The 24,192-nt window shown below is 68.5% G+C and carries 21 protein-coding genes and 1 tRNA gene; 14 read left to right on the top strand and 8 right to left on the bottom strand.

Annotated elements, in window-relative coordinates:
• Positions 1-82: 82 nt before the first annotated feature.
• Positions 83-304 (bottom strand): hypothetical protein, encoded by a 222-nt coding sequence (locus tag OC159_RS07965; protein ID WP_265500619.1) that lies wholly within the window; start codon positions 302-304, stop codon positions 83-85.
• A gap of 31 nt (positions 305-335) precedes the next feature.
• Complete coding sequence (pyk, locus tag OC159_RS07970) at positions 336-1,781, bottom strand: pyruvate kinase (RefSeq protein ID WP_265500620.1); 1,446 nt, start codon at positions 1,779-1,781, stop codon at positions 336-338.
• 116 nt (positions 1,782-1,897) lie between these two features.
• Here pyk and OC159_RS07975 point away from each other — a divergent pair, with 116 nt between their 5' ends.
• Entirely contained in the window at positions 1,898-2,638 is a 741-nt protein-coding gene (locus OC159_RS07975) for an N-formylglutamate amidohydrolase (protein ID WP_265500646.1), read from the top strand.
• 76 nt (positions 2,639-2,714) lie between these two features.
• Here the strand turns inward: OC159_RS07975 and OC159_RS07980 are convergent, their stop codons facing one another.
• Positions 2,715-3,575, bottom strand: coding sequence for a D-amino-acid transaminase (locus OC159_RS07980; protein ID WP_265500621.1), 861 nt, complete (start codon positions 3,573-3,575; stop codon positions 2,715-2,717).
• A 166-nt stretch (positions 3,576-3,741) separates the two neighbouring features.
• Between OC159_RS07980 and OC159_RS07985 the strand changes: the two genes are divergently transcribed.
• A complete protein-coding gene (locus OC159_RS07985) occupies positions 3,742-4,698 on the top strand; it encodes an L-malyl-CoA/beta-methylmalyl-CoA lyase (RefSeq protein WP_265500622.1) in 957 nt (318 codons plus the stop codon).
• A gap of 398 nt (positions 4,699-5,096) precedes the next feature.
• On the opposite strand, the gene OC159_RS07990 is transcribed toward OC159_RS07985, so the two are convergent.
• Both OC159_RS07990 and OC159_RS07995 read right to left on the bottom strand, forming a co-directional pair.
• A complete protein-coding gene (locus OC159_RS07990) occupies positions 5,097-5,984 on the bottom strand; it encodes a TIGR02186 family protein (protein WP_265500623.1) in 888 nt (295 codons plus the stop codon).
• Entirely contained in the window at positions 5,984-6,898 is a 915-nt protein-coding gene (locus OC159_RS07995; protein ID WP_265500624.1) for a sulfite exporter TauE/SafE family protein, read from the bottom strand. Before OC159_RS07995 ends, OC159_RS07990 begins: the two co-directional genes overlap by 1 nt.
• 189 nt (positions 6,899-7,087) lie before the next feature.
• Between OC159_RS07995 and surE the strand changes: the two genes are divergently transcribed.
• Genes surE through OC159_RS08010 form a run of 3 tightly spaced genes read left to right on the top strand, consistent with a single transcriptional unit; the run spans position 7,088 to position 9,705 of the window.
• Positions 7,088-7,906, top strand: coding sequence for a 5'/3'-nucleotidase SurE (gene surE / locus OC159_RS08000; protein ID WP_265500625.1), 819 nt, complete (start codon positions 7,088-7,090; stop codon positions 7,904-7,906).
• A complete protein-coding gene (locus tag OC159_RS08005; protein WP_265500626.1) occupies positions 7,903-8,556 on the top strand; it encodes a protein-L-isoaspartate(D-aspartate) O-methyltransferase in 654 nt (217 codons plus the stop codon). Before surE ends, OC159_RS08005 begins: the two co-directional genes overlap by 4 nt.
• Positions 8,557-8,592: 36 nt before the next feature.
• Positions 8,593-9,705 carry a LysM peptidoglycan-binding domain-containing protein gene (locus OC159_RS08010; RefSeq protein ID WP_265500627.1) on the top strand — a complete coding sequence of 371 codons (1,113 nt, stop codon included), beginning with the start codon at positions 8,593-8,595 and terminating at the stop codon, positions 9,703-9,705.
• A gap of 16 nt (positions 9,706-9,721) precedes the next feature.
• Here OC159_RS08010 and OC159_RS08015 read toward each other — a convergent pair whose 3' ends face one another.
• From OC159_RS08015 to OC159_RS08025, 3 genes are read right to left on the bottom strand one after another with little or no spacing between them, the layout of a single operon-like run.
• Entirely contained in the window at positions 9,722-10,510 is a 789-nt protein-coding gene (locus tag OC159_RS08015) for a hypothetical protein (protein WP_265500628.1), read from the bottom strand.
• A gap of 17 nt (positions 10,511-10,527) precedes the next feature.
• Positions 10,528-11,913 (bottom strand): TolC family outer membrane protein, encoded by a 1,386-nt coding sequence (locus tag OC159_RS08020; protein ID WP_265500629.1) that lies wholly within the window; start codon positions 11,911-11,913, stop codon positions 10,528-10,530.
• On the bottom strand, positions 11,910-12,563 hold the full coding sequence (locus tag OC159_RS08025) for a protein-L-isoaspartate O-methyltransferase family protein (protein WP_265500630.1): 654 nt from the start codon (positions 12,561-12,563) through the stop codon (positions 11,910-11,912). Before OC159_RS08025 ends, OC159_RS08020 begins: the two co-directional genes overlap by 4 nt.
• A gap of 149 nt (positions 12,564-12,712) precedes the next feature.
• Between OC159_RS08025 and OC159_RS08030 the strand changes: the two genes are divergently transcribed.
• From OC159_RS08030 to nadA, 9 genes are all read left to right on the top strand, one after another.
• Positions 12,713-12,786, top strand: a tRNA-Cys gene (locus tag OC159_RS08030).
• A gap of 27 nt (positions 12,787-12,813) precedes the next feature.
• Positions 12,814-14,037, top strand: a complete 1,224-nt coding sequence (locus OC159_RS08035; protein WP_265500631.1) for a 3-deoxy-D-manno-octulosonic acid transferase — start codon at positions 12,814-12,816, stop codon at positions 14,035-14,037.
• A 13-nt stretch (positions 14,038-14,050) separates the two neighbouring features.
• A complete protein-coding gene (locus OC159_RS08040) occupies positions 14,051-14,461 on the top strand; it encodes a DUF1178 family protein (protein WP_265500632.1) in 411 nt (136 codons plus the stop codon).
• Positions 14,462-14,557: 96 nt separating this feature from the next.
• A complete protein-coding gene (locus OC159_RS08045) occupies positions 14,558-15,814 on the top strand; it encodes an aspartate kinase (protein ID WP_265500647.1) in 1,257 nt (418 codons plus the stop codon).
• A 57-nt stretch (positions 15,815-15,871) separates the two neighbouring features.
• Positions 15,872-18,118, top strand: a complete 2,247-nt coding sequence (ptsP, locus tag OC159_RS08050; RefSeq protein ID WP_265500648.1) for a phosphoenolpyruvate--protein phosphotransferase — start codon at positions 15,872-15,874, stop codon at positions 18,116-18,118.
• Between the two features lie 132 nt (positions 18,119-18,250).
• A complete protein-coding gene (locus OC159_RS08055; RefSeq protein WP_265500633.1) occupies positions 18,251-19,807 on the top strand; it encodes a glucan biosynthesis protein in 1,557 nt (518 codons plus the stop codon).
• Entirely contained in the window at positions 19,804-21,915 is a 2,112-nt protein-coding gene (gene mdoH / locus OC159_RS08060; RefSeq protein ID WP_265500634.1) for a glucans biosynthesis glucosyltransferase MdoH, read from the top strand. The genes OC159_RS08055 and mdoH overlap by 4 nt, the downstream gene beginning before the upstream one ends.
• The gene (opgC, locus tag OC159_RS08065) at positions 21,912-23,078 is read left to right on the top strand and encodes an OpgC domain-containing protein (RefSeq protein ID WP_265500635.1); all 1,167 of its coding nucleotides are present in this window, start codon (positions 21,912-21,914) and stop codon (positions 23,076-23,078) included. The genes mdoH and opgC overlap by 4 nt, the downstream gene beginning before the upstream one ends.
• Positions 23,079-23,138: 60 nt before the next feature.
• Positions 23,139-24,191: a quinolinate synthase NadA gene (nadA, locus tag OC159_RS08070; protein WP_265500636.1), complete on the top strand. Its 1,053-nt coding sequence runs from the start codon at positions 23,139-23,141 to the stop codon at positions 24,189-24,191.
• Position 24,192: the final 1 nt, after the last annotated feature.

The raw sequence follows: 24,192 nt of genomic DNA on the forward strand, positions 1-24,192 counted from the left end.
GCGGCTCGGCAATGCCATATCGGCCGGCCGCACGGGATCGGAAGCGCGCCGTATAGGCGCGGCCCCGGGACATGGCAAGAGGTCAGGCGCCGTATTGCCCCGTCACCCGACCAAAGGCCGTCGGAATGTCGCCGGGCGCGAAGGGATCGGGATTCAGCGCGGCTCCGGCAAACAGCGCCACGATACCGGCCAGCAGGCAGATGACCGCCGCGCGCGGCGGCTGCGTCTGCAGAAGCTGGATCACCGCCAGCACCACCGAGAGAATGCAGAGCGCAACGCCCAGCACCAGAAGAAGATCGGACATGACTGCCACCCCGTTGTTCGTCCCGTCCGGGTTATTCCGGGTCGGAGGCGTAAATCAAGCGCTCATCGCAGGGGGCGATCCGCAGGATGTTGGTCGTCCCTGCCACGTTGAACGGCACGCCGGCCATGACAACCACCTTGCGCGATTCGTCCGCGAAGCCATAGTCGCGGGCGGCTCGGGTGCCGTTCACCACGGCCTCCTTGAAGCGCGACAGGCGGGGCGTAATGACGCAGTGCGTGCCCCAGGTCAGCGCCATCCGGCGGGTGACGGACTCGATCGGGCTCAGCGCGATGATCGGCACGCGCGGGCGTTCGCGTGCGACCAGGCTCACCGTCGTGCCCGACTGCGTGAAGGCGCAGATCGCGGCCACGTCCGTGGTTTCCGCGATTTCGCGCGCAGCCGTCACGATTGCGTCGGGAACCGACGACAGGCTGGCCTTGCGTGCGGCCTCGATGATGGAGCGATAGTTCGGGTCCGCCTCGACCGACCGCGCGACGTTGTCCATCGTGCGCACCGCGTCGATCGGATAGCTGCCGGCCGCACTTTCGGCCGACAGCATGACAGCGTCGGCGCCCTCATAGATGGCGTTGGCGACGTCGCTGACCTCGGCCCGCGTCGGCATGGGGCTGTCGATCATCGATTCCAGCATCTGGGTCGCGACGATCACCGGCTTGGCCGCGCTGCGGCACAGGCGCACCAGCCGCTTCTGGATCGGCGGCACGGAATGGACCGGCAGTTCGACCCCCAGGTCGCCCCGCGCGACCATGATGCCGTCCGACGCCTTGAGGATCTCATCGAAGGCCCGCACGGCCGCCGGCTTCTCGATCTTGGACAGAATCGCCGCGCGCCCCTGCGCCAGGGTCTTGGCCTCCTCGACGTCCTCGGCGCGCTGCACGAAGGACAGGGCCAGCCAGTCGACGCCCAGCTGGCAGGCGAATTCCAGGTCCGCGCGGTCCTTGTCCGACAGCGCCGCCAGCGGCAGCACCACGTCGGGCACGTTCACGCCCTTGCGGTCGCTGATCGTGCCGCCGACCGTCACCGTGCAGTCGGCGAAGTCGGGGCCGCACTTCTCGACCCGCAGGCGGATCTTGCCGTCGTTGACCAGCAGTTCCGATCCCTCGATCAGCGCCGCGAAGATCTCGGGATGGGGCAGCTGCACACGGTGGCTGTCGCCCCGCTCGGGCGACAGATCGAAGCGGAAGCTGTCACCTTCCTCCAGGTCGTGCGCAGTTGCCGTGAACTGGCCCACGCGCAGCTTCGGCCCCTGCAGATCGGCCAGAATCGCAATGGGGCGTCCCGTCTCGGACTCGATCTCGCGGATCGTGTCATAGCGGGCGCGGTGGTCGTCATGGCTGCCGTGGCTCATGTTCAGGCGGAAGACGTCGGCACCGGCGTCGAACAGGGCCCGGATCACCTCCTTCGAGGACGACGCCGGTCCCAGGGTTGCCACGATCTTCACATTGCGATGCCGTCTCATCATCCCGCCCTTGTCTCACGTTTAGCGCTACCTATGCCGCATATGCCGCGTGGCGGCAACTGGCGTCTCGTCCGCATCCGTCGTAGACAACCTGCACCATGACCGATGAACCTTCGATGACCGACCGCCCCTTCTGGTCCGAGGGCGCCGACCGCCCCTCGCGCTGGCTGATCACCTGCGACCACGCCACGAACCGCGTGCCGAACTGGGTGGACGGAGGCGACCTGGGCATCGCGCCGGCCGACATGGCGCGCCACATCGCCTATGACGTGGGCGCCGCCGGACTGGCGCGCAACCTGGCCGCCGCGATGGACGCCCCCGTCATCGGATCGGATTTCTCGCGCCTGGTGATCGACCCGAACCGGGGCGAGGACGACCCGACGCTGCTGATGCGCCTCTACGACGGCACCGTCATTCCCGCCAACAAGCATGCAGACGCGGCCGAGCGGCGGCGACGCCTGGACCGGCTGCACCGACCCTACCACCACGCCTTGGCTGCCCTGGCCGACCGCCACCCGCACCGGTGCATCTGCGCCGTCCACAGCTTCACGCCGCAGCTGCGCGGCCGCCCGCCCCGGCCGTGGCAGGTGGGAATCCTCTATTCCCATCGCGACGCGCGGCTCGGTCCTGCGATGGTCGCGGCCTGCCGGGACAAAGGCTGGATCACGGGCGAGAACCAGCCCTATGACGGCCACCTGCAGGGCGACTCGATCGACCGCCACGCGCTGGATCACGGCCGCCCGAACCTGCTGATCGAGGTCAGGAACGACCTCATCGCCTCGCCCGAAGGCCAGTCGCTCTGGGCCGCCCGCCTGGCGCCGGTCATCGCGCGGGTGTTGGTTGAAAGCGGCGTCTAGCCGGGCGCCCCGGTTCCCCCTTGGCGCGCCAGCGGGGGGTCCGGGGGGCCGGCCCCCCGGCCGCCGCGGGACGCAATCAGACCGCCAGCTTGCGGCTTTCCTCCAGATAGATTTCGCGCAGCCGCGTCGCCACCGGGCCAACCGCCCCGCTCCCCACCTTGGCACCGTCGATCTCGACCACCGGCATCACGAAGGCCGAGGCCGAGGTGATGAACGCCTCGTCAGCCTCCTGCGCCTCGGCGATGGTGAAGGCCCGCTCCTCGACCTGCATCTGCGCCTCGCGCGCGAAGCGCAGCACCGCGGCGCGGGTGATCCCGTGCAGGATGTCGTGGCTCAGTTCCCGCGTCACAATCGTCCCGTCCTTCACGATATAGGCGTTGTTCGAGGTTCCCTCGGTCACGCGGCCATCCTCGACCATCCAGGCGTCGTCGGCACCCCGCGCCTTCGCCTCCATCTTGGCCATCGAGGGATAGAGCAGCTGCACCGTCTTGATGTCGCGCCGCCCCCAGCGCAGGTCGGCGACGCTGACGATCTTCCAGCCGGTCTTCGCCGCCGGCGCATCGGCCAGCCCCGGCTTCGCCTGCGTGAACATCACCACCGTCGGCACCGTCCCCTCGGGGGGATATGCGAAATCGCGGTCGCCCGGATTGCCGCGCGTGACCTGCAGATAGACCAGTCCGTCCGTGATGTCGTTCCGCGCCACCAGTTCGCGATGCGCTGCCAGATAGTCGTCGTCAGCCAGCGGGTTGGTGATCGACAGCTCGGACAGCGACCGCTTCAGCCGCACCATGTGCCCTTCGAAGTCGATCAGCTTGCCGTCCAGCACGCTGACGACCTCGTAGACGCCGTCCGACATCAGGAAGCCGCGGTCGAAGATCGACACCTGCGCCTGATCCTCGGGAAGGTATCCGCCGTTCACATAAACCGTCCGCGCCATCTTTGCCTCCGTGCCATCGCGTGTCGTGCACGGTCCTGCGCCCAAACCGCTGCCTGCGTCAAGAACCGCGGCCCGATGCCGCAATGCAGAAAAAACAGTTGATGCAACGGCAAAGCAATTTTATTACCGATGAAGCCAAGAAAACTTAGCGGATTGGACCCGATCGATGAGCTTTCGCACGCAGCCCCTTCCCCCAGCCCGTCTCAACCGCTGCCAGCTTTTCGGGCCAGGCTCCCGCCCGGCGCTGTTCGCGAAGATGGCCGCATCGGCCGCCGACGTGATCAACCTCGACCTCGAGGATTCGGTCGCCCCCGCCGACAAGGCGCAGGCGCGCGGCAACATCATCCGTGCCATCGACGACGTCGACTGGGGCACCAGGACGCTGTCCGTTCGCATCAACGGGCTGGACACGCCGTTCTGGTACCGCGACGTCGTCGACCTGGTCGAGCAGGCCGGGGATCGCCTCGACCAGATCATGATCCCCAAGGCCGGCTGCGCCGCCGACATCTATGCCGTCGATGCCTTGGTCAGCGCCATCGAAAGCGCGATGGGCCGCACCAGGCGCCTCGCATTCGAGGTCATCATCGAAAGCGCGGCCGGCGTCTGCCACGTCGAAGAAATCGCCGCATCCTCTGACCGGATGCAGGCAATCAGCCTCGGCGCGGCGGACTTTGCCGCCTCCATGGGCATGGCCACGACCGGCATCGGCGGGACGCAGGAAAACTACTACATGCTCCGCGAGGGCCAGAAATACTGGCCTGATCCCTGGCACTGGGCGCAGACCGCCATCGTGGCCGCCTGCCGCACGCACGGCCTGCTGCCCGTCGACGGTCCCTTCGGCGACTTCAGCGACACCGCAGGCTTCATCGCACAGGCCCGCCGTTCGGCCACGCTCGGCATGGTCGGCAAGTGGGCCATCCACCCCAGCCAGATCGCCCTGGCCAACCAAGTGTTTTCTCCCGACGAAGCCGCCGTCACCGAAGCCCGAGAGATCCTGAGCGCCATGGAGAAGGCCAAGGCCGAGGGTGCCGGCGCGACCGTCTACAAGGGCCGCCTCGTCGACATCGCGTCGATCAAGCAGGCCGAGGTCATCGTCCGCCAGGCGGAACTGATCTCCGGCTAGGCGCGGCGCCATCGCCCGGCGCTTCGCACTTGCGAATGCTTCCACCTGCCATGCACCAGGCCCTACCCGCCAGCCACGGCCACCTCTCTCGTCTCTGCGCTGGCCTATGTCCTATGGCCCAAGGCTGCGCCCGTCTTCCCGACAGCGTACCCGCCGTGCCCATGCTGCGGCTTCGCCTGAGGACTGTGCCGAACCACTGCACTCGGCGCCCTCGGTGCGGCTTGTGGTGGCGGCAGGACTGGACAAGTTGCAAGGAATTTTGGCTGCGGCCAGCATTCCCCCAGATGCCAGGAGGCCGTGCCCGCGCGGCGGCTTGTCGGCTCCCGAGCGGAATCGCTGTTGCTGCCGAGCCTTCTCTCGACCGCGAAAAATAACGGAAAAGTCTTTCCGGCTGCGTCTCAGGCGCGGCGCAGTTTGCGGAAGCCGGCCGAGGCGCCCCAGCCTGCCGCCACGGCAACCGCCAGCGACATCACGCCGTAGAGGAACGGCTGATCGAACGCGAGGCGATAGAGCCAGCGTTCCAGCCCGACCTTCCGGACCTCGATGGCGGCGCGATAGGCGTCGATGACCTGGCCGTCCCGCAGAAGGAAGATGCGCGTCTTGTAGTCGCCCTCGACCAGGTTTGCGGGCAGCCGGATGTCAGTGCGGAACAGCGTGTCCTCGACCAGCGTCACGGCGCCTTCCTCCAGCCGATAGTGGCCGTTCTGCTGGCGGATGCGGATCAACGCTTCGGTGAAGGGAACACTGTCTACCACGTCCGGCGCGCCCGCGAAGGCGCGCAAAGCAAGGGGAAGGGAAATGCGATAACGGTTGTCCCAGTCCGGCGACAGGATCTGGTCCAGCGGACCGGTCGTGGCGACGGCGTAGTAGCTGGGGGCGGCCCCGACCTCGACGCGGTCGGCGTTGATCCAGATGCCGGCCCGACGCTCCTTGCGCCAGATCGTCAGCGGCTCGGACGGAGCCTCGATGGTGACGATCACGTCCAATGGTCGATCGGGGATCGGCGCCTCGCGCTTGATCGCGCCATAGATCAGGATGTCCGACCCGTCGAAGCTGGTGGTGATCGCCACCGAACTGTCCGACAGGCCCGCGACGACCTGTTCGGGCGGGGCCGAGGCGTTTTCCGGCACCGCAGCTCGCGGGCGGCCGGGGTCGGGAAACAGCGGATAGGGCTCGGGCGCGGCCAGCGGCGGCAGAAGCCCGGCCTCGGGGTTCTGGGGCATGGTGGACTGCGCCAGCGCGTCCACCGGGCAGAAGATCGCGACGCAGAACAGCAGCGCCCGCATCAGCCGTTCCTCGACGCGATAGAGTAGAGGTCCTCGGGCCGCAGGAACAGGTCCAGCGCCAGCTTGCCGCAGACCGCCAGCACCAGAAGCGCCAGAAGGATGCGCAGCTGTTCGGCCCGCAGCCGCGCGCCCAGCGTCGTGCCGACCTGCGCGCCCAGGACACCGCCGACGATCAGCAGGATCGCCAGCATCACGTCGACCGTGTTGTAGCTGACGGCATGCATCAGTGTGGTGAAGGCCGTCACGAAGGTGATCTGGAACAGCGAGGTTCCCACGACGACTTTGGTCGGCATGCCCAGCAGATAGATCATCGCCGGCACCATGATGAAGCCCCCGCCGACCCCCATGATCGCCGCCAGCACGCCCACCGCGACACCCACCAGCAGCGGCGGGATGACGCTGATGTAAAGGCCCGAGACGCGGAACTTGACCTTCAGCGGCAGCCGGTGCGCCCAGCTGTGCTGGTGGGACCGCCGCCGCGTCGCAGCCTTGCGCGACCGCATCAGCGCCCTGACGCTTTCCTGCAGCATCATCGCGCCGATCAGTCCAAGGAACACGACATAGCAAAGCTGCACCACAAGCTCGACCTGGCCGATGCTCTGCAGCAGGTTGAAGACGATGATGCCGAAGCCGCTTCCGACAAGGCCCCCCGCCAGCAGGACGCCCCCCATGCGGAAATCGACCGTGCGGCGCTTCATGTGCGCCAGGACGCCCGACACCGACGACGCGACGACCTGGTTCGCGCCGGTGGCGACCGCGATGGCGGGCGGGATGCCGATGAAGAACAGAAGCGGCGTGATCAGGAAGCCGCCGCCGACGCCGAAAAGGCCGCTCATGACGCCGACGAGGCCGCCAAGCCCCATCAGGGTGAAGGCGTTGACCGAGACCTCGGCGATCGGAAGATAGATTTGCATCTCGGCGCGGCCCGTTTGGATGAAGGCAGCATGCAACGGCGGTCCCGTCGCGTCAAATCGCTTTGATTTGGGGCATCGGGCAGGAACGGGTTGAAGCGCAACCGGGGCGCCGCTAAGCAAGTCGGGTCACAACCGCGTGCACGGGCGGGATCCCGCCAAGGCCGCGGCAGCGATCCACAAGGGGGCACGATGCGCATTCTCATCACCAATGACGACGGCATCAATGCACCCGGGCTGGAAGTCCTTCACGAAATCGCGACCGGCCTGGCCGGACCGGGTGGCGAGGTCTGGACCGTCGCCCCCGCGTTCGAGCAGTCGGGCGTCGCCCATTGCATCAGCTATTCGCACCCCACGATGATCGCCCGTCTGGCCGAACGCCGCTATGCCGCCGAGGGCAGCCCGGCCGACTGCGTGCTGGCCGCGCTTGGCGACCTGATGGGCGGGGCGCTGCCGGACCTGGTCCTTTCGGGAGTCAACCGCGGCAACAATTCCGGCGAGAACGCGATGTACTCAGGCACCATCGGCGGCGCGATGGAGGCGGCGCTTCAGGGCCTGCCGGCCATCGCCCTGTCGCAATACCTGGGGCCGCAGACGGCGGATCTGGCCGATCCGTTCGAAGGCGCACGCCGTCACGGGGCCACCGTCATCCGGCAGCTGCTGGACCACGGCGACTGGACCTCGGACGCCGATTTCCGGCTGTTCTACAACGTCAACTTCCCGCCGCTGGCCGCCGCCGACATGCGTGGCCTGCGCGTGGTCCCGCAGGGAAAGCGGCAAGGATCCCGCTTCGGGGTGGTGCCCTATACCGCGCCGAACGGGCGGCGCTTCATGTGGGTGTCCGGCGGCTCTCAGCAGGCGCCGGCGCGTGACGGGACCGACGTGGCGGCGAACCTCGACGGCTTCATCTCGGTCACGCCGATGCGGGCCGACCTGACCTGCCACGCCTCGCTGCGCGACCTTGCCGCGGCGCTGGATGACACCGACCTGACCGCCCGGGCCGCCGAATGACCGAGGACGAGGACAGCCCCGCCGAACGCAAGATGCGCTTCCTGTTCCAGCTGCGCTCGCGCGGCGTCACCGATCCGCGCGTGCTCGAGGCGATGGAGGGGATCGACCGCGGCCTCTTCGTGCGCGGCCAGTTCGCCGACCGCGCCTATGAGGACACGCCCCTGCCGATCCCCTGCGGCCAGACGATCAGCCAGCCGTCGGTCGTGGGGCTGATGACGCAGGCGCTGGATGTCGGCGCGCGCGACACCGTGCTAGAGGTCGGGACAGGCTCGGGCTACCAGGCGGCGATCCTGTCGGGGCTGTGCCGCCGGGTCTACACCGTCGACCGCCACCGCCGCCTGGTCCAGGAGGCCGAGGCGATCTTTGCCGACCTCGGACTCTACAACATCATCGCCCAGGTGGCGGACGGCTCGCGCGGCCTGCCCGACCAGGCGCCGTTCGATCGCATCCTGGTGACCGCCGCGGCCGAGGACCCGCCCGGCCCCCTGTTGGCACAGCTGAAGATCGGCGGTATCATGGTCGTGCCTGTCGGGCAGTCGGACGCGGTGCAGACGCTGATCCGTGTGACCCGGACCGAGACCGGGTTCGATTACGATGAACTTCGGCAGGTGCGGTTCGTTCCGCTGGTCGAGGGGTTGGGCCAGACATGACCCCCGGCCGACCAGAGGCAGGCTGAGGACAGGATCATGAGTGCAGGATTTTCCGGAAAGGCTGTCGCATTGACAGCGGTGCTGGCCTTGGCCGGCTGTGGGGCGGACGGAGTCTTCGACCCCGACCTGCGCGGGCTGATCGGCGGCATGGACACGGCCGCCGCGGCGGCTTCGGCCGGACCGCGGCCGCAGCCCGACAGCCGCGGGGTCATCACGTTTGCGTCCGGACAGGCGGCGGTGGCGCAGGCTGGCGATACGCCCGCCACGGTGGCCGCAAGGCTGGGGCTGCAACCCGCCGAGCTTGCAGCCCACAATGCGCTTCCGCCGGATGCGCTGCTGAGGCCGGGTGCCGTGCTTGTGCTGCCGCGACAAGTCGGCGGGGCGACGCGCGGCGCGACAGGCGGTGCCGTCGTCACCGACCCCTTCGCCGGCCAAGGCGCGGCGCAGGCCGGCGCGCCGGCCGCATCCCCGTCCCCTTCCGTCGATCCGCGCGAGCATGTCGTCGCCTCTGGCGAGACCGCCTGGTCGATTGCGCGGCGTCACGATGTGACCGTCCAGGACCTGGCCGCCTGGAACGGCCTGCCGGGCGACATGAGCCTGAGGGTGGGCCAGCGGCTGATCGTCCCGCAGCCGGGTCAGAGGCCGGACCGCCTGGCCACCACCGCACCCGGCGCCGGCAGCCCCACACCAGAGCCACCCTCGGCCGCCGAGCCCCTTCCCCAGGAGGACACTCCCGCCGCAGGCGCGGCCGCGCCAGAGGCGCCGCCCGCCGATCTGGGCGCCACCCGGACCGCCGCGTCAAGGGGTGGGCAGCTGCGGATGCCGGTCAACGGCGCCATCATCCGCCTCTACGAGAAGGGCGAGAACGACGGCATCGACATCGCCGCCCCCAGCGGCACTGCGGTCAGCGCAGCGGGGTCGGGAACGGTGGCGGCGATCACCCGCGACACGGCCGGCACACCAATCATCGTCGTCCGTCACGACGGCGACCTGATGACCGTCTATGCCGGTCTGGACGCCGTCAACGTGTCCAAGGGCGACAGCGTCGGGTCGGGCGACAGCCTGGGCACGGCGGGGGACGACGGCTTCGTCCACTTCGAGGTCCGCCGCGGCTTCGAGAGCGTCGATCCGGAAAGCGTGCTGAACTGAGGCACGCGTTCCGCGCTTAAAGACGGTCGTCCATCGCAGTCGCGACTTCGCGGCGGATCACGGCGCGGATGTTGCTTGAAAAACGGGCACCCATCTCTCCCTGGAGTTCTTCCTGAATCATCTGGTTCAGGTGCTGCCGCAGGCTGCCCTGGTCCAGAAGCCGTCGAACCGCACGCTCTGCAGCCTCGTCCGGGCAGGGCTGCGGCGTGACCTTGCGGACGTCGGCCGCCGGTTGAGCGTCGGTGCAATCCGCTTGTGACGGCGCTGGGTCTGCCGCGGGTGCCGGTGCAGGGCTAGGCGCGGGGACAGCCGCGGATAGCGGTGCAGGCTCGGCCGCGGCTGCCGGTGCGCGGCGTGATGCAGCCTCGCGTTCGGCGGGCGACGGGATGCGCGGCGCCTGAAGCCTCCACAGGATCCACTGCCCCCATCCGGCTAGGACGCTGGCCAGCGTCAACCTGAGCGGCGCTTGAACCACCGCCCGTATCGGTTCCTCGAAGACCGGAGGGACGTGAGAGGCCGCCGGCCGGTACGGCACCAGTGGCGAGATCGGCGGAAGAACCTCGAACGCGACGGTCGTGCGGCCGAAATCCGCAAACGGTGCCTGGCCCGGTCCGAAACGCCGCGACAGGAAGCCCTCGGCATCCTCCTCGATCACGCCGGCCGGACCCGTGTCGATCAGGCGGCGGATGTCTTGAAGGGTGGCGTTGATCCGCGCCACCTCTGGCGCGGCGCGCGATGGGCCCGGAACCGGCTGAATGCGGGCAGCGGGGGCATCCAGCGGCGGTCTGCGGCGCGGCCTAGCCATGCCGCACCGCCCTGCCGTCAGTTGCGACCGATGGCCCGAAGGACGCGGTCGAGGCTTTCGCCCTGCTTGCTGGTATAGGGCGCGCTGCGCACGGCCTTGTAGTATTGGGATGGGTCATAGGTCGGAATTCCCAGGTTCAGGTTTTCTACCGTCAACAGACCCATAGCCGAGAGAAGTTGATAATGAGCTAACTGCAGGTTGGACTGCGCCGAAATCCGGTCCGCCCGCGCTTCCAGAAGCGACTGTTCGGCATCCAGCACGTCCAGCGTGGTGCGCGCGCCCAGCAGCGCCTCTTCGCGCACGCCCTCATAGGCCTGCTGCGCCGCGTCGACCTGTTCGTCCAGAGCAGTGATCTGGGCGCGCGCCACGTCGATATTCGCCCAGGCCTCGCCCACCGCCTGGTTGATCTGGCGCGACGTGTTCAGCAGCGACGCCCGCGCCTGGTCGCGCTGTGCCATCGCCCGGCGATGCGCCGCTGACAGGCGGCCCCCGGAATAGAGCGTCTGGCTGAGCTCAAGCCCCACCGAGGCCGTGTTCCGGTTGTCATAGTCGCCACCAATCGCCGTCCGGGGCGCCCGGTCGATGCCGATGCTGGCGGTGCCCGACAGCGTCGGGTTCCGCTCGGCCGCGGCGGCGGCCACCGAAATCTCGGCCGCGGCGGCCTGACGCTGCGACTGGAGGATCGCCGGATGGCTGCGCTGCGCGATCATCCGCGCCTCGTCGATCGCGGGCGGCAGGCTTGGCAGCGGCGGGGGTGCGCTCAGCGTTCCCGCCTGCCGACCGGTGATCGCCAGGTATGCCTCGCGCGCGATCTCCAGCTGGCCATTCGCGGCGGCCAGGGCTGCGCGGGTGGCGGCCAGCTGCGCGTCGGCCAGCGCGACGTCGGTCACGGTGATCTCGCCCACGTCGAAGCGGTCCTGCGCGGCCTGCCGCGTGCGGCCCAGCACCTCGACCGAGTTCTGCTGCAGCGCGACCTGTTCCAGCGCCTCGCGGATGCCGAAATAGGCCTGCGTGGCGGCCAGAAGGATGTCCTGCTCGACGCCGACAAGGGCTTGGCGGGTCGCCAGAACCTGTTCCTTCGCGCCGTCGATCGCCAGCTGCGACCGGCCGAAATCGTAAAGCGTCAGCGACGCACCGATCGACATCGAGGTCGAGCGGATGGTATCGCCTCCCTCGCTGCGCTGCGCGCTGTGACGGGCGACCCATTCAACGACCGGGCGCAGGGTCGCCACGGATGCGGCCACGTCCTCGTCGGCTGCCCGCAGAACGGCGCGGTTCTGCTCGATCAGCGCCGAGTGGCGATAGGCGGCGACCATGGTGTCGGCCAGCGATTCGGCCCGCGCGGGCAGCGCCGCGGCAAGCGACAGAAGGGCCAGCCCGGCCAGGCGCGCCAGCCGGGTCACAACGAGAACCCGCGTTCGCGCTCGAACCCCGGCAGCATCGGGGCGTGGGAGTTGAAAGCATAGCGCCACGTCATGTGCCCGCCCGAGCGGGTGCCGATCCGCGCCACGCCGAGCGAACCCTCGCGGAAGAGCGCCGCGATGCGGCCGCCTTCGCGCAACTGGTCGATGATGGCGGGCGGCACGTCCTCGACGGCGCCCTCGACCAGGATCACGTCGTAGGGACCCTGCTTTGGCGCCCCTTCGTTCAGCGGGGCCTGCAGGACGGCCACGTTGAAGATGCCGGCCTCGGCCAAGCGGCGCTCGGCCTCCTGCGCCAGGTCGGCGTCATCCTCGATGGCGACGACCGCCTCGGCCATGCGCGCCATGATCGCGGCCGAGTAGCCGTAGCCGCAGCCCAAGTCCAGCACCAGTTCGTCCGGCTGGATGTCCAGGCGGTCCACCAGCTTGGCCAGCGTCCAGGGCATCAGCATCACGCGGCCGTTGCCGATCTCCAGGTTCTCGCCCAGATAGGCGACGGAACGGCGGTTCGCGGGCACGAAATCCTCGCGCGGGACGGTCAGCATCGCCTCGATCACGGGAAGGTTGGTGACGTCGGCGGGCCGGACCTGCGTGTCCACCATCATCGTGCGGCGCGCGGCGAAATCGGTCATTCTCGGGGAACCTCTGCTCGAGCTCTTTCACGGCTTCTTGCCATGTTTTCCCATGTTGGGCAACGTCGGACATCGTTCGGGGGGCGTCCCGCGGATGGCGTCTTGCAAGGGACGCGCCGATCCATTATCAGACGACCACTCTCGACGGCGGTGGGTTGGCGGAGAGGTTACGCACCGGATTGCAAATCCGTGAAGACCGGTTCGATTCCGGTACCCACCTCCAGAAGACCGATGCGAGGGTGTCTTCCGCATGCTCTACGACGCCACGACCCGCCTAGCCGAGGCCGCGCTGCGCTGTCGCGCGCGACTGGGGGGATCGCCGGCGCTCCGCCAGCGGCTGCTCTGCGCGGACAGCCCCGGACGGGCGCGGATCTGGCTGCATGCCGCCTCGGTCGGAGAGCTGACCTCGGCCCGCGTCGTGGTCGATGCACTGGCCGCCCGCCATCCCCTGCTCGTCACGACGAACAGCGAAACCGGCCGCGCCATGGCGCAAGGCTGGGGCCTGCCTGCGCGACTTGCCCCCCTCGACCTGCCTGGCGCGCTGGACCGTTTCCTGGATGCGACCGAGCCGCAGCTGGCGCTGACGGTCGAGGGCGAGTTCTGGCCCCTGCGGTCGCGACGCCTGGCGGAACGCGGCGTTGCGCAGGCGATGATCGGGGCGCGGATGTCGGAACGCTCGGCCGCGACGTGGACCCGGCTGCCGCGCGTGATCCGCCCGATGCTGGGCCGCATCGACGCGCTGTCGGCGCAGGACCAGGCCAGCGAGGCGCGCCTGCTGAACCTGGGCCTGCCGGCGCGGTCGCTGCTGCCGCGGCTGGACCTCAAGCTGCTGGCGCCCGCCGCCGAGGCGCCGCCCCCAGACGATCCGCTGCGCGACCGCACGATCCTGGCCGCCTCGACCCACGAGGGCGAGGACGCGCCGATCCTCGATGCCTTTGCGCGGCTGCTGGCGCACCGACCGGACCTGCGCCTGATCGTGGCCCCCCGCCATCCCAGACGCGCCGAGGCGATCGCGGCGCTGATCGCGGCCCGCGGCCTGCCGTTCACCCGCCGCAGCGACGGGGCCGCCGAGGCGACCGACGGTGCGGTGCTGCTGGCCGACACTCTGGGCGAGATGTCCTGCTGGTACGTCCGCGCCGGGATCTGCCTTGTCGGCGGCAGCCTGACCGACCACGGCGGCCATACCCCTTGGGAACCCGCCGCACGGCGCTGCGCCCTGCTGCGCGGGCCGCACTACGCCAACTTCGTCGAGGCCTTCGATGCCCTGCAGGCCGCCGGCGCGGCCGAGGCGGTGACGGCAGACACGCTGGCCGACACCTTGGCGCGCCTGGTTGGCCAACCGGCCGAGGCTCGCGCCATGGGGACCCGCGCCCGCGACGTTCTTGTGACGCGGGCCGGCGATCCGGCCGCGCTGGTCGCACGCCTGGACGATCTTGCGCAGGGGCGCACGACGCCCGATATGACAGGCGGATGACAGGAGCTTCGCGATGATCCGCTATGCCTTGCGCTGCGAACAGGGACATGACTTCGACGGCTGGTTCCGCTCGTCCGTGGGATTCGAGACGATGCGGGACGCGGGCCAGGTCGTCTGCGCCCAATGCGGATCGACGCAGGTGGATCGCGCCCTGATGGCGCCTGCCGTCACCGAGAAGCGCGTCCCCCTGACCGCGCCGCGCAGCAAGGCCGAGGCCGCGCTGGAGGCGCTGCGGAAGAAGGTCGATGAGACGTCGGACTATGTCGGCCTGCGCTTCGCCGAGGAAGCGCGCGCCATGCACGAGGGCGACCGCCCGTCCCGCGCGATCCACGGCGAGGCGCGTCCCGACGAGGCGCGCAAGCTGATCGAGGACGGCGTGCCGATCGCCCCCCTGCCCTTCATCCCGCGCCGCCAGGTGAACTAGGCCGCGAAACGCCGGCAAGTGGTTGCGGCCTCTTGCCCTTTCAGGCGACCGCCCATAAAAGCCCCGCCGACGATGAACCCCTGGCGGAGGCCCGCAATGCCGCTTCTGGTGATGAAATTCGGCGGCACCTCGGTGGCCGATCCCGACCGGATCAAGAACGCCGCCCTGAAGGTGCAGCGCGAGGTGGAGCGCGGCTATGACGTCATCGTCATCGTCAGCGCCATGTCGGGCAAGACCAACGAGCTGGTGGGCTGGGTCGAACAGACCTCGCCGCTGTTCGATGCGCGCGAATACGACGCGGTGGTCAGTTCCGGCGAAAACGTGACCGCGGGCCTCATGGCCCTGACCCTGCAGGAGATGGACGTGCCCGCGCGCAGCTGGCAGGGCTGGCAGGTGCCGATCAACACGACGGCCGCCTATTCCGCCGCGCGTTTCGTGGACATCCCCAGGAAGAACATCGACCAGAAGTTCGCCGAAGGCTTCCGCGTCGCGGTCGTCGCGGGCTTCCAGGGCCTGTCGCCAGAAGGCCGCATCACCACGCTCGGCCGGGGCGGGTCGGACACGACCGCCGTGGCCTTCGCCGCCGCCTTCGGGGCCGAGCGTTGCGACATCTATACCGACGTGGACGGCGTCTATACCACCGACCCGCGCATCACGTCCCGCGCCCGCAAGCTTGACCGCATCGCCTTCGAGGAGATGCTGGAGCTGGCATCCCTGGGCGCCAAGGTGCTGCAGACGCGATCGGTCGAACTGGCGATGCGTTACAAGGTGCGGCTGCGGGTGCTATCCTCGTTCGAGGACACCGACCAGAATTCCGGCACGCTGATCTGCGATGAGGATGAAATCATGGAATCGAAAGTCGTCAACGGCGTCGCCTCTTCCCGCGACGAGGCCAAGATCACCTTGGTCACGGTCGAGGACCGGCCCGGCATCTCGGCCAACATCTTCGCGCCGCTGGCCGATGCCGGCGTGAACGTGGACATGATCGTCCAGAACATCTCGGAAAAGGACTACGAGGATCACCCGGGTTCGGTGACCGACATGACCTTCTCGGTGCCGATCAACCAGGTGGAACGCGCCAAGCGGGCCATGGAGGACGCGCGCCAGGCGGGCCACATTGCCTATGACGAACTGGTCGTCGATACCGAAGTCGCCAAGGTCAGCGTCGTCGGCATCGGCATGCGCAGCCATACCGGCGTCGCGGCCCGGATGTTCAAGGCGCTGGCCGACGAGAACGTCAACATCAAGGTCATTGCAACCTCCGAGATCAAGATTTCGGTGCTGATCGACCGGAAATACATGGAACTGGCTGTTCAGGCACTGCATGATGCCTTCGAACTGGAGAAGGCATAAGCCCTTCCCGTTCGGTTCCCAGAAGGGGGCATGGCAGAGGCAGAAGGCAGGCAGGCGATGCAGGATCGCACCGATAGCGACTCTCGCAAGCTGCTGCGGCGGCTGAAGGAGATCCTGGCCGCCGCCGGCGGGGGCCAGGACCGGCTGGACCAGATCACCCACCACATCGCCGATTCGATGGGAACCGAGGTCTGCTCGATCTACCTGTTCCGTGATGCCGACACGCTGGAACTCTGCGCGACCGAGGGTCTGCGGCCCGAGGCCGTCCACCAGACCCGCCTGCGCCTTGGCGAGGGTCTTGTGGGTCGTGTGGCCCGAACCGGCCGGAACGTGAACACCGGCGACGCGCCGTCCTCGCCCGGGTTCCGGTTCATGCCCGAAACAGGCGAAGAGGTCTTTCCCGCATTTCTCGGCGTGCCGATCCAGCGCGTGGGCGAACGGCTTGGCGTCCTTGTCGTGCAATGCACGACGGCCCGGCAGTTCACCGACGACGAGGTCTATGGCCTGGAAGTCGTCGCCATGGTTCTGGCCGAGATGACCGAGCTTGGCGCCTTCCAGGGCAGCCAGTCCGACAGCATGCCGCCCGCCCACCGCTTTCCCCTGATGATTCGCGGCGCGACGGCACAGGAGGGCGCGGCCCAAGGCCACGTCTGGCTGCACGAACCGCGCGTCGTGATCGCGAACCCCGTGGGCGACGACCCCGACAAGGAACTGGCGCGCCTGCACGAAGGCGTTGACCGGCTGCGCAGCACGGTGGACACGATGGTCGCCGCCGCCGACATGGACGGCGAAGGCGAACACGCGGCGGTTCTGGAAACCTATCGGATGTTTGCGCATTCGCGCAGCTGGCTGAAGCGGATGGAGGAGGACATCCGCCTTGGACTGTCGGCCGAGGCCGCGGTGGAAAAAGAACAATCCGCCGCCCGCGCCCGGCTGGAGATGGCGTCCGACCCCTATCTGCGCGACCGGCTGCACGACCTCGACGACCTGTCGAACCGGCTGCTGCGCATCCTGACCGGCCAGGGCATCGACACCGGCGCCGCGATGCCCGACGACCCGATCCTCGTGGCCCGCAACATCGGCCCTGCCGAGCTGCTGGAATACGGGCGGCGCCTGAAGGGCGTCGTGCTGGAGGAAGGATCGGTCGGCAGCCACGCCGCCATCGTCGCGCGGGCCCTGGCGATCCCGCTGGTGATCCACGCCAGCCGCATCACCGCCGAGGCGCTGAACGGCGACGCGATCCTGGTCGATGGCGACCAGGGGGTCGTCCACCTGCGCCCCGAGGAATCGGTCGCCAAGGCGTTCCTCGACAAGATCGCCATGCAGGCCGAGGCGCAAGACCGCTATGCCAGCCTGCGCAACCTGCCCGCCACGGCGACCTGCGGCACGACGATCCAGCTCTACATGAACGCGGGGCTGATGGCCGACCTGCCGTCGCTTGACGGATCGGGCGCCGAGGGCGTGGGTCTTTTTCGGACCGAGCTGCAGTTCCTGATCCGCAGCCACGTCCCGCGGCGGGCGGAACTGGCCGGGCTTTACGCCCGCGTCATGGACAACGCGCATGGCAAGCCGGTGATCTTCCGGACGCTCGACATCGGGTCGGACAAGGTCCTGCCCTACATGAAGCCCCAGGACGAGCCGAACCCCGCGATGGGCTGGCGCGCGATCCGGGTCGGTCTCGACAAGCGCGGCGTGTTGCGGATGCAGCTGCAGGCACTGATCCGGGCATCGGTCGGCCGGCCGCTGCACGTCATGTTCCCCTTCATCGCCGAGATCGGCGAATACCAGGACGCCCACCGCATCCTGATGCAGGAACTGGCGCGCGAACAGCGGCTTGGCCACGCCATGCCAAGCGACATCCGCGTCGGCGCCATGCTGGAGACGCCGTCACTGGCCTTCGCGCCCCGGCGCTTCTTCGAGATGTGCGACTTCATCTCGATCGGCGGCAACGACCTGAAGCAGTTCTTCTTCGCCGCCGACCGGGAAAACGAACGCGTCCGCCGCCGTTATGACACGCTGAACGTCGCCTTCCTGGGAATGCTGCGCCAGATCATCGCGCGCTGCGAGGACGCCCGCGTGCCCGTGTCCTTCTGCGGCGAGGATGCCGGCCGCCCGATCGAGGCGCTGGTCTTCGCCGCACTGGGCATCCGGCGGCTGTCGATGCGTCCCGCGTCCATCGGGCCGGTCAAGCACCTGATCCGGCGCGTGTCGCTGTCGGAACTGCGCAAGGTCATCGAGGAGGCCGAGGCCGAGGGGCTGACCTCGGTTCGGGGTCCGGTGACCGCCTGGCTGGCAAGACAATAGGCAATCGGGATCCATTCACGCTTGCCTGCATGGCCGATATCGGCCGATAAGCTGACGTGTTGGTGAGCGTGCTTGCTGCGTCGCGGCAGCCCGCGTATATTCGCCCCTGATTTTCTCGAGACATCTCCGGACATGAAGCGTCGTCAATTTCTCAATGCTGCCACTGCATTGGCCGCCGGTGGATCGCTTGCGGCGATCCCTGCCCAGGCCCAGACCCCGGCCCCCTCGCCGGAGGCATACGGCCCGCCGATGCCGGAACCCTTCGGCTTCGAGCAGGTGGCGGCGCTGGCCGCCGAGCGCGCGCAAGAGGTCTATGTCCAGCCGGTGTCCGAACTGGTCGGCAGCTTCGCCGACCTGAACTATGATCAGTATCGCGCGATCCGGTTCCGCCGCGACCTCGACCCCTGGGCGGGCAGCAAGACCTTCGGCATCGACCTGCTGTCGCCCGGCAGCATCTTCTATGAGCCGGTGCAGATCAATCTGGTGCGCGACGGCGTCGCCCGACCGATCCCGTTCGATCCCGCGCTGCTGGACTTCGACCCGTCGCATTTCCCGGACGGTCCCGATCTCAAGACGATTGGCAACATGGGCTGGTCGGGTTTCCGCGTCCGCACCTTCCTGAACCGCCCCGGCGTCATGGACGAGTTCCTGGTATTCCAGGGCGCCAGCTATTTCCGCGCCGTGGCGCGCGGCACGCTCTATGGCCTGTCCGCCCGAGGCCTTGCAATCAAGACCGGCAGCCCCGACGGCGAGGAATTCCCGCTGTTCACCGACTTCTGGGTGCACGAGCCCAAGCCGGGCGCGGACACGGTCCGCATCCATGCGATCCTCGACAGCAAGTCCGTCGCCGCGGCGTTCCAGTTCGACGTGACGCCCGGCGCCGTGACGATGGTCCGAACGCGGCTGGCGCTGTTCCCGCGCGTCGACCTGAGGGAGACGGGGTTGGCGCCCCTGACCTCGATGTTCTGGTTCAGCCCGGCGTCGCGCCGCGCCGTCGACGATTACCGCCCCGCCTGCCACGACAGCGACGGCCTGCAGATGCACACCGGCGCGGGGCAGACCCTGTGGCGGGGCCTTATGTCGCCGCGGAACCTGCAGATCTCCAGCTTCATGGACCAGGACCCGCAGGGCTTTGGCCTGATCCAGCGCGCCCGCGACTTCGAAAGTTTCCAGGACGCCGAGGCAATGTACCACCTGCGCCCCTCGGCCTGGATCGAGCCAGAGGGCGACTGGGGCCCCGGAGAGGTCCGCCTGGTCGAGATCCCGGTCGAGAACGAGTTCAACGACAACATCGTCAGCTATTGGGTGCCCAAAGACGTTCTGGTTCGCGGCGAACGGCGGGAATTTCGCTATCGCCTCAGCTTCTCGGCGCTGCCGCCAAGCGATCTGCCGCTGGCCAAGGTACGCCAGGTCCGGTCCGGCCGGTCCATCAATGTCGAGACGACGCGCAGCTATATCATCGACTTCGACCTTGGGATGTTCCGGGAGACCCTGCCGAACTTCCAGGTCAGCACCTCCGAAGGGCGCATCGTCCATTCCTACATCAAGGCGCTGCCCGACCAGAACGCCCTGCGCCTGGCCTTCGAATTCGAGCCCGGCCGCGTCCAGGTGGCCGAGCTTCAGGCCGTGCTGACCGATCCCGACGGCCTCGCCCTCAGCGAGACCTGGCTGACGCGCTGGACCGCATGACCAGCGCGCTGGACAGGGCGCAGGCCGCGCAGGCCGAAGCCGACCTGCCGATCGTGCCGCCGCCCGCGCCGCTGTCGATGCCGGTGCAGGATTTCGGCCGCGTCGCTGACAGCGGACCCGGCAAGCAAAACGACAGCATGCGCGTCTGGATGGCGCGCCTTGTCACGTTCGGCGGCACGGCGGCACTGGCGGTGACCGGCTTCTGGCAGATGCTGGCAGCATTCGGCGCCGATCCCACGGCGATGCAGATCGCGTTGCTGATTCTTTTCGTGCCGACCTTTGCCTGGGTGGGCTTTTCCTTCTGCAGCGTCCTTGCGGGTTTCCTGGCCCCGCGCCTGCGGACGCCAGACGGGCCGAACGACGCCCGCGTCGTCGTTGTCATGCCGATCTATCACGAGGATGTGGCCGTCAGCACCGGCCTTCTGGTCGCGCTGTCGCGTGAATTGGCAGCCGCCGGCATGGCCGACAGGACCGAGATCTTCGTTCTGTCCGACACCCGCGACCCCGCCATCGCCGTCAACGAGACGCTGGTGATCCACCACGCGCGCGCGTTGTCGGCGCTGCCCATCTGGTATCGCCGCCGCCTGACGAACGAGGATCGCAAGTCGGGCAACATCGCCCAGTTCGTGCGGCACTGGGGCGGGCGCTATGACCAGATGGTCGTGCTGGACGCCGACAGCGTCATGTCGGGCGACACGATCCGGGCGCTGTCGGCGCGAATGGCGGCGGAACCGCGCCTCGGCCTGATCCAGACCATCCCGATGCTGGTCGGCGGCGAGACGATCTTCGCCCGCCTGACCCAGTTCGCCAGCCGCGTCTATGGCCCGATGATCGCACGGGGCGTGTCCGCCTGGTCGGGCAGCACCGGCAACTATTGGGGCCACAACGCCATCATCCGTGTCCAGGCCTTCGCGCAGTCCTGCGGTCTGCCCCGCCTGCCCGGCCAGCCGCCCTTCGGCGGGACGATCCTCAGCCATGACTTCGTCGAGGCCGCGGCCCTCTGCCGCGCCGGGTGGAGCGTCCGGCTGGACCACGACCTGCGCGGCAGCTTCGAAGGCTGCCCACCGACGCTGCTGGACATGGCCGCACGCGAACGCCGTTGGGCACAGGGCAACCTGCAGCACGGCCGCCTTCTGGGCATCCGCGGGCTGCGCGGCGTCAGCCGGGCGCATTTCGTCATCGGCATCATGGGCTTTCTGATGAGCCCGCTGTGGCTGGCGCTGATCCTGGTGGGCTTGGTGCTGTCGGCGACGGTGCTGCTGTCGACGCCGGCGTACTTTCCGAACGCGTACCAGCTGTTCCCCGAATGGCCGGTCTTCGACAGCCGCCGGATGCTGTGGCTGTTCGTCGCTGCGATGACCCTGCTGCTGCTGCCGAAGTTCATCGCGACCTTCCGCGCCTGGATGCGCCCGCTGGCCGTCAACTCGGGCGGGCGGGTCCGCATCTTTGCCAGCGCCCTCTTCGAGACGGTGCTGTCGGCGCTGATCGCCCCGGTGCAGATGCTGGTCCAGACCCGCCAGATCTTCGAGATCCTGTCGGGCCGCGACAGTGGCTGGGACGCGCAGACCCGCGCCGGGCGGATGCCGCCGTGGGGCGTGGTGCTGCGCCATCACTGGGCGCATGTCGCCCTGGGCCTGCTGACCCTTGTCGTGCTGACCACGTTTTCGCCCGCGCAGCTGATCTGGCTGTCGCCGATCCTGGCGGGGCTGATCCTGTCACCCGTAACATCGCGCCTGTCGGCCAGCCCGGTCTTCGGGCGCTGGGCGCGGATGCGAGGGCTTCTGGTGACGCCCGAAGAGCGGACGCCCCCCGCCATCCTCACGAATGCCGCGGCCATCGCCCGCAGCCTGCCACAACCGGTTACCGGACGCGAAAGCCTGCTGAGGCTTGGGGCCGACCCGGCGCTTCTGCACCGCCACGCCAGCATGCTGGCGCCCCTGCCCGCCGAACCGCCACTGGCGCTGCGCCTGGCGCGCATCACGGCCGAGGCCAAGATCGACCACGCGGCGAGCAGGAGCGAGGCGCTCGACTTCCTTGACCGCGCCGAAACCGACTCGATGCTGCTGGACCCGCAGCTTCTGCGCCGCTGGAGCAGACTGCCCGAATGACCCGACTTATCGCGCTGGACATGCTGCGCGGCTACGCGCTGCTCAGCATCATGGTCAACCACATGCCGATCTCGGTCATGCGGGGGATCACCCTTCCCAACTTCTCGATCTTCGACGCGTCCGAGCTGTTCGTGCTGCTGTCGGGCTTCCTTGTCGGCATGGTCTGGCGGAGCGTCGAAGCGCGCCAGGGCCGCCGCGCCGCGCAGGTCCGCTTTGCCCGCCGATCGTTCGAGGTCTGGCGCGCGATGATCATCGGCGCCGTGCTGGTGGCGCTTCTGTCGGCCGCGCTCTGGGCCAGCGGGCGGCCGCACACGGCGATCTGGAACCAGTACGCCGTCTGGATCCTGTCGAACCCCCTGGGCTTCATGGCGACGGTGGGCACCTTCTGGCTGCAGCCCAACATCATCGACGTTCTGGCGGTCTATGTCGTGCTGATCGCGGCGGCCGTGGTGGTGATGCCGGTGATGCTGCGCTGGCCGCTGCTTGCGGCCGTCGGTTCGGTCCTGCTGTGGTGGAACGCGCCGCAGCTGAACGCGATGATCCCGAACCACCGGACCGAGGGCGGGTTCCTCTTCAACCCGTTCGGCTGGCAGATGCTGTTCCTGACAGGCGCGGCCATGGGCGCATTCCGCCCGCAGCTGATGGCGCGGCTGTGGCCGTGGCGCCACCTGCTGACGGTGCTGGCGCTTGGCATGTTCGCCTTCGGCTGCGCCATCGTCATCGGCGCCCGGATCGGAGAGCCGGCGCTCGCCTTCCGCGAGGCGCTGAAGTCGGTCTATGGAGAGATCGACAAGTGGAACCTGGACGGCGCCCGCTACCTGGCCATCGTGGCGGCGGCCTGGCTTGTCTCGGTGCCTCTCGCGGGGCCGATGCAGCGGCTGGCAGCCAGCCTCCCCGGCATTGCGATGCAGCAGATCGGGCGGGGGGGCCTCTGGTCCTTTATCGCCTGCGCACTTTTGTCGGTGCTGGGGGACGCGTTCCAGATGACCCCGCCCGGCCAGCCGATGTGGCAGCGGCTGGCGGTCGACCTCTGGGCCTGCGTCACGCTTTGGTGGGTTTCGGCGCTGTGGCTGGACTATGGCGCGCCCTGGCAGCGGGCGCGCAAGGACCGGCGTGCCATGCGGCGACAGATGAAACTTGCTGCAAGGCGGCCCATGGCTTAGGCCACGACACCATGACGCTGCGTCACCCTGCGTGACGCAATCGGGAGGGGGAAACCGATCATGCTGGACCTGACGAACATCCGTGCCGAGCTGGAGGCGCATTACGACCTGACGCCCTCGGTCGAACTGGCGCAGCAGATGTCGGACATCCACACCCGGATGGACCGGGTCATGCCCTTCCCGGACTGGGCGATTGCCGCGCCATATGTCGCGGCGATCAACAGGCTCAAGGCGGAACGCGGCGCGGTGGTACTGGCGCACAACTACATGACGCCCGACATCTATCACGGCATCGCCGACGTGGTGGGCGACAGCCTGCAGCTGGCCATCGAGGCCACGCGGGTCGAGGCGCAGGTCATCGTGCAATGCGGCGTGCATTTCATGGCCGAGACGTCGAAGATCCTGAACCCGGCCAAGACGGTCCTGATGCCCGACATGGAGGCCGGCTGTTCGCTGGCCGAAAGCATTACCGCCGAGGGCGTGGCGCAGATGCGGGCACTGTATCCCGGCGCGCCGGTCGTCAGCTATGTCAACACCACGGCCGAGGTGAAGGCCGCGTCCGACATCTGCTGCACCTCGTCCAACGCCGCGCAGATCGTGGCGGCGATGCCCGGCGACACGGTCATCATGACGCCCGACAAGTGGCTGGCCCAGAACGTGGCTGCGCAGGTGCCGCAGAAGCGCATCGTCTGGTGGGACGGGGCCTGCATCGTGCACGAACGCTTCACGCCCCAGGACCTGCGCGACTTCCGCGGCTGGCATCCGGGGCTGAAGATCATCGCCCATCCCGAATGCCCGCCCGACGTCGTGGCCGAGGCCGATTTCGCGGGCTCGACCGCGCATATCATCGACTGGGTCGGGCGCGAGCGTCCGGAGAAGGCGATGCTGGTCACGGAATGCTCGATGGCTTCGAACATTTCGGACGCCCATCCCGAAGTCGAATTCCTCGGGCCGTGCAACATGTGCCCCTACATGAAGAAGATCACGCTGGAAAAGGTGCTCTGGTCGCTGCATTCGATGTCCGGCGCGGTCGAGGTCGATCCCGCCGTCGCCGCGCCCGCGCGGCTTGCGGTGCAGCGGATGATCGACCTGTCGCGCCAGCTGGCGGCCTGAC

The sequence above is a fragment of the Paracoccus beibuensis genome (genome assembly GCF_026162625.1).
Classification (GTDB): domain Bacteria; phylum Pseudomonadota; class Alphaproteobacteria; order Rhodobacterales; family Rhodobacteraceae; genus Paracoccus; species Paracoccus beibuensis.